This window comes from Butyrivibrio sp. AD3002, assembly GCF_000420905.1.
GTDB lineage: Bacteria > Bacillota > Clostridia > Lachnospirales > Lachnospiraceae > Butyrivibrio.
Map to the genome: position 1 here is coordinate 1 of NZ_ATVV01000004.1, position 13,107 is coordinate 13,107.

The 13,107-nt window shown below is 43.7% G+C and carries 7 protein-coding genes; 1 reads left to right on the forward strand and 6 read right to left on the reverse strand.

The genetic code is table 11. The features are described from left to right. Nucleotides 1-134: 134 nt before the first annotated feature. The 3 genes from G596_RS0104515 to G596_RS0104525 are packed head-to-tail and all read right to left on the reverse strand — an operon-like array spanning nucleotide 135 to nucleotide 3,121. Entirely contained in the window at nucleotides 135-1,799 is a 1,665-nt protein-coding gene (locus tag G596_RS0104515) for a LytS/YhcK type 5TM receptor domain-containing protein (RefSeq protein WP_022760650.1), read from the reverse strand. A gap of 26 nt (nucleotides 1,800-1,825) precedes the next feature. Next, nucleotides 1,826-2,629: an alpha/beta hydrolase gene (locus tag G596_RS0104520; protein ID WP_022760651.1), complete on the reverse strand. Its 804-nt coding sequence runs from the start codon at nucleotides 2,627-2,629 to the stop codon at nucleotides 1,826-1,828. 21 nt (nucleotides 2,630-2,650) lie between these two features. Further along, nucleotides 2,651-3,121: a methylglyoxal synthase gene (locus G596_RS0104525; protein ID WP_022760652.1), complete on the reverse strand. Its 471-nt coding sequence runs from the start codon at nucleotides 3,119-3,121 to the stop codon at nucleotides 2,651-2,653. Nucleotides 3,122-3,298: 177 nt separating this feature from the next. Here G596_RS0104525 and G596_RS0104530 point away from each other — a divergent pair, with 177 nt between their 5' ends. Then, nucleotides 3,299-3,574, forward strand: coding sequence for a hypothetical protein (locus G596_RS0104530; protein ID WP_022760653.1), 276 nt, complete (start codon nucleotides 3,299-3,301; stop codon nucleotides 3,572-3,574). A gap of 106 nt (nucleotides 3,575-3,680) precedes the next feature. On the opposite strand, the gene G596_RS24685 is transcribed toward G596_RS0104530, so the two are convergent. From G596_RS24685 to G596_RS0104550, 3 genes are all read right to left on the reverse strand, one after another. After that, the gene (locus G596_RS24685; RefSeq protein WP_155829133.1) at nucleotides 3,681-10,175 is read right to left on the reverse strand and encodes a leucine-rich repeat protein; all 6,495 of its coding nucleotides are present in this window, start codon (nucleotides 10,173-10,175) and stop codon (nucleotides 3,681-3,683) included. Nucleotides 10,176-10,496: 321 nt separating this feature from the next. Further along, nucleotides 10,497-11,666, reverse strand: a complete 1,170-nt coding sequence (locus tag G596_RS0104545) for an MFS transporter (protein WP_022760656.1) — start codon at nucleotides 11,664-11,666, stop codon at nucleotides 10,497-10,499. A gap of 5 nt (nucleotides 11,667-11,671) precedes the next feature. Continuing rightward, on the reverse strand, nucleotides 11,672-13,033 hold the full coding sequence (locus G596_RS0104550; protein ID WP_022760657.1) for a leucine-rich repeat protein: 1,362 nt from the start codon (nucleotides 13,031-13,033) through the stop codon (nucleotides 11,672-11,674). Nucleotides 13,034-13,107 lie beyond the last annotated feature (74 nt).

The window sequence follows — 13,107 nt, forward strand, 5'->3', positions numbered from 1 at the left end:
CACCTGTCTTCGCTCCGCTTCGGTCCGCGCTGAACCGACGGTCTACGTTCCACTCCGGTCGTTGCTAAGCACTCGTCCCCCGGACGAGTAGCAACCCCGGACGTCGAGCGCCCCCAGAGGGGGAAGGCATATAATCAAATTAGTGTCCTGGGTGGGATACGGATTGTAACGGTTGTGCCCTCAGGTGATGAATCGATTGCGAGACCGTACTTTTCTCCGTAGATGCTGCGAAGTCTTCCGTCAACATTAAGGAGTCCGTATTTACCTTTGGTCGTTTTATCATTGAAAGCACGGAGTACCTGATCGGGAATGCCGTGGCCGTTATCGGATATTTTTATCAAAAGCTCCTCGCCGTCCATTCCGGCATCTATCCTGACTTCTCCGATCTCTCTTTTCATCGCTCCGTGCTTAATCGCATTCTCAACAATGGGCTGGAGGATCAGCGTCGGAACCTGCATATGAATATCTTCCTCGATATTCTTCTCTATTCTGAGCCTATCCTCGAATCGGGCCTTCTCAAGCATCAGATATGCATCCACCTGCTCAAATTCAGCAGCGATATCTATCATGTAGTCATTACTCGAATTAAGGTTATGCCTGAAGTACACGCTTAGCGCCAGCAAAAGCTCTCTGGCATAGTCGGGCTTTTCTCTACAAAAACAGGAGATAGTATTTAAACTGTTAAACAAAAAATGAGGATTTATCTGCGACTGAAGTACCCTAAACTCTGCGCGCTCTCGCATCTTCTTTTGGTACTCAACCTGATAGGCTTCATAATTGGTTGAAAAGAATTTTGCCAGCGCAGATACCAGACATTCCGCAGCCTCCGGAGATGAATATCGTCTTTCAAATACCAGAACAAGGTATCCCCAGGTTTCATTTCCCATTGTTACTCGGCAGCCGGAAGCAACCAGTGCCTGCCTGAAACCGAAGGGACGTTTTTCCTTCCTGTAAATCAGCTGCGTGGTGCACTCTTTTTCCATGCCCTCCACAAAGTCTTCACTGAACTCATACTCACTTTCAAAGAGCCTGTTCTTCTGACTGTAAGGCAAGAAGAATACGTCTCTGCACCTGGAAAAGCCGCTGATAGTCTTCTCCATCTCCTTATAATCATCATCGGTGATACGACTTTTCCTGATATTCAATACGCAGGCGTCCGCAATATTCAGAGCAAGCCTCATCTTATCCGCCGCTATAAGATTCTGCTTCGTATAGACATCCTCGAACACGGAGAAAAACCACACCATTCCGGCTGAATTAAATGCCACCATGGGTATGGCGATAACCTTAACAATGCTCTCCGCAAGGCTAAAGGGCTTTACGAAAATGAGAAGGTTAACCATGTGAAGACACTCGCAGGCAGCGGTTATCATCACAAGGAAGTACCACTCAAAATCAATATTTCTTTTCTGGAAAAAGGTGTAGATTAAAGCGCCAAGAACGCCCTCCATAAAAGTGGAAAGTGCGCAGGCGAAGGTGGTCACACCATGAATATCAAAAAGGATACGATGAACAGAGCCGATGAGCCCTGCAAGAATCCCCACGGTAGGTCCGCATAAGAGACCTCCCGCAAGGGCACCCAGAACACGGGTGTTGGGTATGGCGCCCTGAACCTGGGCGCCTGTACAGGTCGAAAAAATGCAAAAGCCGCCAAAGATTGCTCCAAGCACCAGCTTGGCTAAAAGCGTGTGCTTTTTTTCTTCGCAGATTATCTGTGTTACTACCGGAATCCTGACTAAAATATTGGCAATCAGAATCAGAAAGCCGATATTAACGATCATGTTATAGTACAGTTCCATACAACCCCCAACAGACTTTTCCCCAATTATCCGACTGTGTTAAGAACCCACTCAACTCCGTTATAAATATACTTGTTCCAGAACTTCCAATCATGGATTCCGGGACCTTCTTCGTATTTCATGTTTGCATCATTGTCTTCAAGGAATTTCCTCATCACCTGATTGTTCTCGTAGAGGAAATCCTCTGTTCCGACCGCCATGTAAATCGGAGGGATACTCTTACCCTCATCCTTGAGGCGCTTGTACAAAACCTCCGGATTGGCATCGGATTCCACTACCTTGGTTGTATCTCCGAATACCTCGCTGTAATATTCGTAGTTTGCTACATCATTGCCCTCTCCCGGCTTCATGTTTCCAACCTCATGAATGATGAGTGCGGAAGACAGTGCCACAATTCCTCCAAAGGTCTCAGGAAAAGCAAGACCTGTGTGAAGGGCTCCGAAGCCTCCCATGGAAAGACCTGCAATGAAAGTGTCCTCTTTTTTATCAGATAAGCCAAACAGTTTTCTTGTAAATTCCACCACTTCCTTACCTGCGAAGGTGCAGTACTGGTGGCCTGTAGCCTTTCTGTCCAGATAAAAATTGTTGCCGGCTGTAATCATGATAACCGCAAGGTTATAAGTAGAAGCCAAATCCTCAGCGACACCGCTGTAAATCCAGTCGCTCTCATTTCCGGAATAGCCGTGAAGAAGATACAAGGTCTTCATGGGGCGCTTGAAATTCGGATTCTCTGCCACCATAAAGTCCGGAGTATCTGCCGGAATAGAATAATTGATGTTAACCTGTCCCCCCTGGGCAAGTGAATAATATCTAAGTGTACCTGATGCCATTTTTCCTTCTCCTCCCGGGCATCAGAGCAAGGTCTCTGCTCTATGCTCAATATTCTGCTTGAAATTTATAATGTCGTGATCATACTCCTCATCCATAAGTGTTGAATGAATAAGGAAATCAGCTGTTGCCTTGTTGTTTGCAAAAGGTATGTCATACACCTGGGCAATTCTCATGAGAGCCTTCACATCGGGATCATGAGGCGCTGCTGTCAGGGGATCAGAGAAGAATATTACAAAGTCGATCTTACCCTCAACGATTTTAGCTCCGATCTGCTGGTCTCCGCCAAGAGGGCCTGAATTGTAACCTCTGACCGGAAGATCCGTCGCATCTGTAATCATGCGTGCTGTGGTTCCTGTGCCGCATAAAAAGTGTTTCTTCAGCAGTTCCGCATTATTCTTGCACCACTCGATAAGCTCAGCCTTTTTACCATCGTGAGCTATGAGCGCGATATTTTTCTGCTTTTTGATTGTCAGTGTAATTGTCTTTGACATTTTTGGTTTTTTCCTCCCACTACATATAGTATTTTCTTTCTATACCGAATATACAAATTATAGTCTTTTTACGCCCTTTTTTCAAAAGCTTACTTGGTTTAATTTAAGATAACTTTTAGATTTTTATAGCATGAAAAGGGTTAAAATATAGATATAGAGAAACAAGGAGACTACCTTATGGATATCTTAAAAATCAATTCTCTTATAAATATAGCAAAAGACGATCTTCAGGATGATCCGCAGTTTAAGCACTACCATGATTTACTTGATCAGGAGCGCGCCATTTTAAACGATCTGGGCTATGATCCGGAAAAAATGGTGAATATCCTTTACGAAATCTGGTGCCAGAGGCTTGGATACATTCTGGATAATGAGGCGAGCCTTACAAAACGTTTCTCCGATGCGCTCGCAGAGATTCAGGATTTTCCGTTCCCTTTGGATGAAGATAAATAAGGTATCCTCCGTCACCCGGAAGGTGTCAATATCTCATTAGCTAGTATTACAAAAAGACGCAGAATAGATTTCTCTATCTGCGTCTTTTCTTATGCTATTTAGATGATTACTTTATCTTAGCATCTGCCTGCTTCTTAAGTTTCTTAATAAATTTAGCCTTAGCTTTTCCTTTAACACTCTTGACCTTGATGGTTGCACCACCGGCAAGCTTCTTAAAGGCTCCCTTTCCTACCTTGAGGGACTTGTTAACTTTAATTGTTATTTTCTTAAGTTTAGTATTCTTAAAGAATGCTTTATTACCAATCTTCTTTACGTTCTTGCCGATCTTAAGAATCTTAAGAGTCTTGTTACCCTTGCAGGCATTTGCCTTGATCTGAACTACAGGATACTTAACACCATTTAATGTAATAGCGTTAATGTAAGCCTTTTTAATCTTTCCAATCTTTGTAACTGTAGCTCTTCCGTCAGCACCAACATAGTATGTGATGCCTCTTATTGTAACAGTTGCCGGAAGGACTCCATTGAATTCGAAGTTCTCGTCCTCATCCCAGTCAGCAAAATCGGGATCAAATTCATTATCATCTTCTTCATAATCAGAAGTACTCCATTTGCTTCCAGACTTAGCTTGACCGTTATTACTTTCATTAGCATTTTCTGAGTTCTCAGATTTTTCGGGAACTGTTTCGGAATTACCGTTGTTCCCGGCAACATCCTGAGGAATTGCTGCTTCACCGGTTCCGGCACCTGTGCCGTTGCCTGATCCGTTGTTGCCACCGTTCTCCAAACCTTCGGGAGTAGTACCCTGGCCGTTTCCGTTTTCACCTGTTTCGGTGTTACCAGTGCCGTTCTCGCCTGCGCCGGTGTTACCTGTGCCGTTCTCACCTGCGCCGGTGTTACCTGTGCCATTCTCGCCTGTTCCGTTATCACCATTTGCAGGATCATTTTTGGAGGAAGGATCAGTATTCTGACCATTCTCGCCTGCCTTCTTTTCATCCTCGGCTATCTGAGCTGCTTCTTCAGCTGCCTTCTTTGCTGCCTCTTCTTCAGCTGCCTTCTTAGCCGCCTCCTCGGCTGCCTCTTCAATAGCCTTCTTGTCTTCATCAGATATGATTGCTTCAACGGCCTGATTTGCTGCATCTTCTGCTCTCTTAGCATCCTCAGCTGCCTGAGCCGCAGCTTCAGCTGCCTTAGCTGCATCTGTTGCTGCCTTAGCTGCAGCATCTGTAGCTTCTGTGTCGTCTAATCCTTCAGCTGCCTTAGCTGCTTCATCAGCTGCTTTCTGTGCTGCGTCTGCTGCATCCTTAGCGTCTTCTGCTGCCTGCTGTGCTCTGTCTGCCGCATCAGCTGCTGCCTGGGCTGTATCTTTTGAAGGATCCTTTTTAGCTTCTGCCTCAGCATTTGCTGCTTCATCAGCTGCTGTCTTTGCTTTTTCAGCTGCTTTTGTTGCTTCATCTGCTGCTGTCTGTGCCTTCTCTAAAGCTTCAGCTTTCTTAGCTGCGTCTGCTGCTTGCTTTGCTTCATCAGCTGCCTTCTTTGCTGCTTCCGCTTCTTCCTTTGTTTTCTTTACAGCATCTGCTGCTGCCTGTACTACTTCTGATGCTTCTTTTGCAGTTGTTGCAGCATTTCCGGCTGTATTTGCTGCAGTATTAGCTGTACCCTCAGCAACTTTATTTCCTGCATCAGTTGCTGTCTTCTTAGCATCTGCTGCTGCCTGTGCTGCATTCTCAGCTGCCTTTGCTGCTGCCTCTGCTGCTTTTTTAGCCGCGTCAGCTGCATCCTCTGCTGCCTTTATATTTTCTGCTGTACGCTCTTTATCAGCAATCTCTGCCTTCTTTGTTGCATCATCTGCAAGATTCTTTGCCTTATCAGCTGCATCCTTGGCATCATCTGCTGCCTTTTTAGCTGCATCTGCTGCATCCTGTGCTGCCTGTCTTGCTGCAGCATTTTCTGCACTCAGCTTATCGTTATACTTTTTCTGAACATCCTTTGCTGCTTCAGCTGCTTTCTCTGCTGCATCTGCTGCATCCTTAGCTGCTTTCTTCGCTTTAGCTACTGCATTGGACGCTTCCGTAGCAGCTGCTTCAGCTGCCTCCTTTGCCTTAGCAATCTTATTAAGCCATGCTGTTTTATCTTCACTATCAGGATATGCTTTTGCCTCTGTTTCAGCCTGATCTATAGCTTTCTTAGCTGTATCAATCAATTCAGCTGCTTTATTTCCTGATTTTTCAGCTGCTTTAGCCTTGTCAGATGCTGTCTTTGCCTCAGTCTTTGCTTTCTCTGCTGCTTTAGAAGCTTCATTTACTGCATCTTCAGTAATGTCATTATCATCCTTCTTTGCTACATCTTCTGCTGTTTTCTGTGCATTCTGCGCCTCTACCTTAGCTGCATCAGCTGCATCGGCTGCTGCTGTTGTCTCATCTACAGTTTTTCTGATCTCTGCACCCTGAGAAGCTCTCTTTGCTTCCTGGTATGCTGCAGTTGATGCCTGGGATGCTGCATTTGCTGCTTTTCTGGCTTCTTCTGCTGCCTTTGCTAATGTCTGTTTATAATCTTCATTATTTGTCTTAGCTGCTGCATCTGTTGCTGCCTGTGCTTTTTCATATGCTGTTTTTGCTTTTTCATATGCTGTCTTTGCTGCCGTCTCCGCAGCTGTTACAGCCTCAGGAGAATAACTATCATTTGTGTTATTAACCAACTCATTTGCTGTTTTAGCTGCTTCGTTTGCTGCCTCAGCTGCTGCCTGTGCTTCACTTATTGCCTTATCTACTGCATCCTTTTCAAGATTGTTCTGTGCTGCCTGTGCCGCCTCTCTTGCTGCCTGTGCTGCTGTATTTGCTGCTCCTGCCGCTGTATTAGCAGCTCCAGCTGCTGTATTTGCTGCTCCTTTGGCAATTTCATCATCTGTATTGCCGGCTGCCTCGCTGGCTGCAGTTGCTGCTGTTTCTGCTGCCTTTGCTGCTTCTTCTGCATTTATTGCTGCAGTATTTGCCTCGTCAATTGTTGCCTGAGAAGGAGTCTTCTCCACAGCTGCCTTTGCCTCATTTGCTGCTATAGCTGCTTCTGCTGCCTTTGCTGCTGCCTCTGCTGCTTCTGCTGCCTTCTTAGCTGCAGTTGCTGCTGAAACCGCATTTGTGGCGTCATCTACAGCCTTGCCTGCTGAAGTTATCGTTGCTGCATCACCGGATGACTGAGCTGCAGTCTTTGCTGCCTCTGCTGCTTCCTTTGCCTTTTCAGCTTTATTTACTGCATCATTAGCTGCATCCTTGGCCTTATTGGCTTTATCTTTAGCATCATTTGCTGCTGCTTTTGCTTCTTCAAATGTTGAATCTGACGGATTCTCCTGCGCAGCTTTTGCAGCCGCTTCTGCTTTTTCAGCAGCTTCCTTTGCTGCTTCTGCAGCATCCTTTGCTCCGTCAACTGCATTAGTTGCTTCTGTTTTTGCTGCCGCAGCTTCTGTTTGTGCTTTCTGGAGTGCTTCTGTTGCCTTCTGATTAAGTTTACTCTGAGCTTCTTCTGCAACACGTCTTGTCTCTGAAGCTTCTTCTATTGCCTGGTTGGCAGCTGTGGTTGCATCCCCTATCGCTGTCTTTGCTGTATTTGCGGCATCCTTTGTAGCATCCGATATATAAGGATTATTCAAAATGCTGTTAATTATATCTGTTAAGGATGAAGCAGTCTTTTTTGTCATGTCTGCAGTTGAAACTGCTGCATCTGCTGCTGATTTAGCTGCATTAATCTGACCTTCTGTGGGATCAACAGCATCAACTGCCTCTCTTGCATTGATTGCTTCAGTTTTTGCTGAATCCGCCTGACCTTTAACTGCCTCTGCTGCTGCCTTTGCACTTTCTGCCTGCTTTTTTTCAGCTTCATCAAGAGCATTCTTAGCTGCTGCAATATCATCAGCTGCTACTTTCAGAGCTTCTTCTACGGTTTTTATTGCTGTATCTGCCAGGCCTACTGCTGTCTCAGCATCTTTCTTTGAAGAATTATTCTTATCAGTTATTGCCTTAGCTGCTGCATCTGCTGTTGCCATTGCTGTCTCTGCTGCAGTCTTAGCTGTTTTTGCCTTTTCTGAAGCCTCCTCAGCTGCTTTTATCGTATCTACTGTAGGAGTTGCTTTTGCTTCAGAAGCTTTCTTCTTAGCTTCCTCTGCTGCCTTCTCAGCATTAACTGCAGCCTTTTCTGCTTCGTCTGCTGCCTTAGCTGCTGCAGTTGCCTTTTCCGCTGCTTCCTTTTCTGCAGCTTCAAGTTTTCCCTGTCCCTCTTCTGCTGCTTTTTCTGCTGCCTTTTTAGCTTCTGTAGCCTTTGTTACAGCATTTTCTGCTGCTTTCTTAGCATCTTCTGCTGCTTTCTTTGTATCAGCATCAGTTGCATTAGTTATGGCTTCCTCTGCAGCCTTTTCAGCTGCCTGTGCCTCAGTTATTGCATCTTCTGCTTTCTTAGCTGCTGCACTTGCTTCCGCTACTGTATCTGCTGAAGGCTTATCCTTTGCTGCCTTTGCTGCATCACTTACTTCCTTAGCAATCTTTACTACTCTTGCTGCATCTGCTGCTGCCTTTGCTGCATCTGCAGATACTGTAGCTGCATTTGCTGCATTTATTGCCTTTGTTGCCGCATCTTCCGCATTCTTATTTACTGTAGAATCTGTTGTATTTGCTGCTTTTGTTGCTGCTGTTGCTGCCTCTGCTGCTGCTTTTGCTTTGTTTATTGCTGCCTCTGCTGCATCTTCAGCATTCTTTGCTACTGTCTCCAGTTTTTCTATGGAAGGTTTTTCCTTCTCGGACTCTGCATTTGCTGCTGCAGCTGCATCTCTTGCTGCCTGTGCTGCTATGTTTGCCTCATCTGCAGCAGTTGTTGCTGCTGCCTCTGCTGATTCTGCTTTATCAATAAGTTTTTGCTTAGCTGATTTTACAGCATCCTTTGCATTCTTCGCTGCTGTATTAGCTGCATCCTTGGCATTCTTCGCTGCTGTATATGCATTTCCAGCTGCTGTCTGAGCATCTTTGCTATATGCTGCACTTTTTGCATTTTTAGCATTTTTCGCAGCTGTGTCAGCTGCCTTTGCTGCATCTGTTGCTGCCTGTGCTGCTGTTTCTGCTGTTTTGATTGTGTCTGCACTTGGTGCCGCATTTGCTGAATCTGCTGCTCTCTGGGCCGCGCTTGCCGCATTATTTGCAACTGTTGCTGCATCATTAGCTGCCTGTGCTGCTGCTGTTGCTGCATCATCAAACTTTTTCTTTGCTGAAGTTGCTGCTGATTTAGCCTGTATAGCTCCGCTTTCAGCAAGATCAGCATAGTAACAGGCATAATATACATTATTATTTGCTCTGGTTTTTGCATCTGAATCCGTTAATTTAGAGGCAATATCATATAATGCCATTGCAGCTGCATTAGCTCTGCTTGCTGCTTTATTAGCTGAATCTGCTGCTTCAAGCGCTTTTGAAATAGTATCTGCAGTAGGATTATTCTTAACATTTGTTGTAGCATTTAAAGCTTCCAGGTATGCATAGTATGCTTCCGTGTATGCACTCTGAGCTTCAGAAATTTCTGCGCTGGGATCAATGATCGGGTTGGGCTTATCTGCCATAACAAATTCCACATCACTGATGGATACCTTTTTTGTTGACCAGTATATATTCCCTTCGTAATCATCATTATTTGACATTACGCCAAAGTATCTGGCTTTTCCGGCCACAGGTTCAGTTCCGAAGTTTCCGGTTCCGTTTATATCATATCTGCACCATATTTGATTGAAGTTTTTATCATATAAAATATATGTAAGAGTTCTAAGAGAAGTATCCCAACCGTATATTTTTGCTTTTATGCTGACAAGCTTACTTATATCAATATCTTCTCCGAGGTCAAAATAAGATTCCTGATAATCTCTTCCGAAATAAATACTTCCGTCCGTTATGACAGTCTTGTTACCCCAATACTTATTATCCTCATTAGGATACCTATTGTAGAATGCCATATTCTTTTTTGCAGAATACTTTAAAGTATTTGTTGTTCCGGAATATGTAGATGACTGATCCCCATGACTCTTTTTTACAACAGTAACTGAGTTTATTCCGATTACTGTTCCTGCTACCTGGGATACAAAGCCTATATATTTGAACTTACCGGAGAAATCAGGCTTTACAATAATCTCACCGTTTGAATTCATGCTTTGATTATACAGATCTGCCTTATTTTTGTGAGTATCATTATTGCCATCGCGCAGTGTAATTTCATCATGCAATGCCAGGGAAATCGGAGTATTCTGACGGCTCAGTTTTATCCTGATTTCGTATACATCATAGCCCTGATATTCATCATCCAATTCAAAATAATATTCTTTATGCTTGCTCGCAAAGTATATATTATTTGCCGGTTGTGACTGATCACCTGTGCTTTTCCATCTGGGCCGAACTTCCCTGTTATAATTTCCGTATTTTATGGACTCACCAGGAGTGTCACCATTTCCGGACCAGATAAAATTCACATTAGCATAGCCCTGAATTGTTGCTGCTTCCGCACTAAGGGTATTTACATTGAACGCTCCTACCATAAGCGCGATAGCGAGCATGAATGAAATTACTTTGCTAGACCTCTTCAACATTTTTCTTCTCCATAACATAATCATAATTACATGAAACGATTACAATATAATACGTTTCTATGATTATAGCAAGCATTTTTTAGTAATTTCATCACTTTATACAATTATTAAGGCATACAAAAATAAATTCATGCGCTCTTTGCATATATATTCAAGTATACATGAATTTTATGAGTTTCCTCTTTTATTATCGAGCTTTTTTGTTAAATGAATTCTGTTAGCGCAGAAATAGCGCGGAAACCGATGTGATTTAACCGGCATTTTAAAGAACAAGAAAAAAATTGTTTACAAAAAATTTACATATAAAAATGCTTCTGAGAATTACATATTATTCCTATTATGAATTTTCCCTGCGAAATATGCTGACAAAAAAGATATTATAAAGAAGCCCGCAAGACACATAATTGCTTTGCGAAGTCCAAAAAGATCCCCGAATTTTCCCGTGAGGGCTGTAAATACCACTCCGCCGATACCTGTTGCGGTGGTGATCATTCCGGTTGCTGTTGCTGTCTTCTTCCCTGCCATAGTTTTCATTATATTAAGTACGCAGGGATAGATTGCCCCACTCGCAAAGCCAAGCGGTATGCAAAGTAAAAGTACAAGCATGCTGTTTTCGGAATTGGTTAGGATTATTGTGATAATCGGAATTGCAGCAGTGGCAGTAAGGAGAATTTGCCGCGCATACTTCGAGAAGTGGCCGACGATAACTCTCGAAGGAATCATAACAGCCCAGAAAAGTGACAGAGCATACTTCCCGATTCCTGATTTTAATACATCGGTAAACAGTGTATCGACGAAGAAGGCAAAGCCGTTTTCAAAACCGACATAGATACACATGATTGTGCACAAAAGTAAAATTCCGCCAATGATAAATTCTCCGGCAGAGTTCTTGCTCTGCGCGGAATCTCCCGCTACTGCTGTTTCATTCGCGGTGTTCTTAGTTTTAAACAGGCCTATCAGAGATACTGTGCTTCCTATTGCAAGAAGCGCGAAAAGTGTACGCCAGCTTAGGCCTTTTCCAAGATAATAATTAACGATAAGCGGCGACGTAAGTGCACCGAAGGCATACATGGATGTGATGTAGCCTATCTTCTTACTTCCGCTTATGGGATATGCGTCAATCAGGGCTGCGATGGAAATAAATTGAAGAGCGCTGGTGGTAAGTCCCAGGAAGAACACTCCACCGATGAAGAATTTCTCCGCATCCGTAAAGAATATCAAAGTTGCTGCCGTGATCTGAAGAGCTAAGAGAATTGTAATGCACTTCGCTTTTCCGGTTCGGTCTGCCCATCCTCCGAGAATCAACGGTGCAAGCATTGTCGCAAAAAGCTCAACAGAAGCAAACAGGCCCATGGTTGTAACCGACAAGTCGTAGTTTTTCCCGATGTTCCACAGACTTGCCTGATATCCGCCTGCTTCAAAGCCGTTGATGAATACAATAAGAAATAACACTATCCATAAAAAGTCATGGCTTCTTTTTGAATCATCCATAGAGATCACCTGATCTTAGCGTTTTTTGCCAAGCCCTTCTTTATGAAAAGCTTTTGATAGGTCTTCTTCAGTTTCTTCGGAACCTTTACTGTCACGTTTTTAGGTGTGCCCTTAAAAGCTTTTGAAGCAACAGTGTCTTTGGTCAATTTTGTAGATTTGATATTTATGGTCTTAAGGTTCTTTGCACCTTTAAATGCATTCGCTCTGATGTTTATTACGTTGTTACCTATAGTTACAGTCTTAAGGTTCTTGCATCCGCTAAATGCCTTGGTTGCAATACCCGTAACGCTATATGTAATTCCGTCTACAGTAACCGTCTCGGGAATGGTTATCTTCTTTGCTTTCTTATTAATAGTACATTTATAATCTACCGTGGGATTTTCCTGTACAGAGGAAGTCACTACAAACTCAGCCGCTTTTTCCTCCACAGTAAAGGCTGTTCCTTCCGCTTTTCCTCCCGGTGCAGGTTCTTCAACTTTCTTTACTTCCTCTACGGGCTGCAGTCCTGTTTTGCTCGTATTATCTTCCGGTTTTGTTTCAGGCTCAGGAATCGGATCTTCTCCGTAGGTTGTAGGCTGTGCTGATGCTGCGCGTAGTTCTTTGGCAATATTTCCTGCATCGTCCGCAATCACGTTATAGCTGCTATCGCCGACTTTTATATTCTTAATTGTGAAGTTTTTGGGTGTTTCAAATATGAGGTCACTTGCTATATTTATGTCATTGTTATCATAGGCCAGTACTACAGATTCTTTCGCACTGATGCTTATTTTCCCGCTAAGGAGTTCAAGCGCTCCTGTGTCCGTATAAATTCCCTGATTGACAGAGGTGAATTCCAATGTGCCGCCATCTACCAGAACTCCTCCTCTTCCTGATATCGCTTTGTCAGCGTTTTTTATTGTAATAGAAGTATTACCACCGCTAATTGTTATTTTGTCTGTGGAGAAGAAGCCGTTCTTTCCTCCGCTAAAATCAAAATTACCTTGTATGTCGAGCGCAGCCATGTAGGATCCGATTATCATAGTTGTGATATTGGGAGCCAGTAGTTTTGCGTTGCCGCGAATTTTAAGAGGGATTTCTGTGTAGACCATGCAGTTTGAAGCGATTTTCCCATTGTAGGTGCCGCTTATTGCCGTTGCATTATTAAAGGTAAGAGTATTGGTGGAAGGATCAAATGAAGCACTTCCTGTTCCGCATTTTATATAAGCCATGTTGGCGCTTGTGATCTGGGTACTGCCGATCCAGAGGTTGTAGGATGTAGGCGCAGCGTCGGCCCTAACGGTGATATTTGATGAGAAAAGTGCAGTAATAAAAAGCATGCAGGAAAAGCATACTGATAAAATGTGTGAAGTAATTCTGTGTTTGTACATGTGATCCCCCTCATAATTTGTTCTATACTTATATATCGTAATAAAAGTTCAAATTATTTACCGGGGGAAGAAAT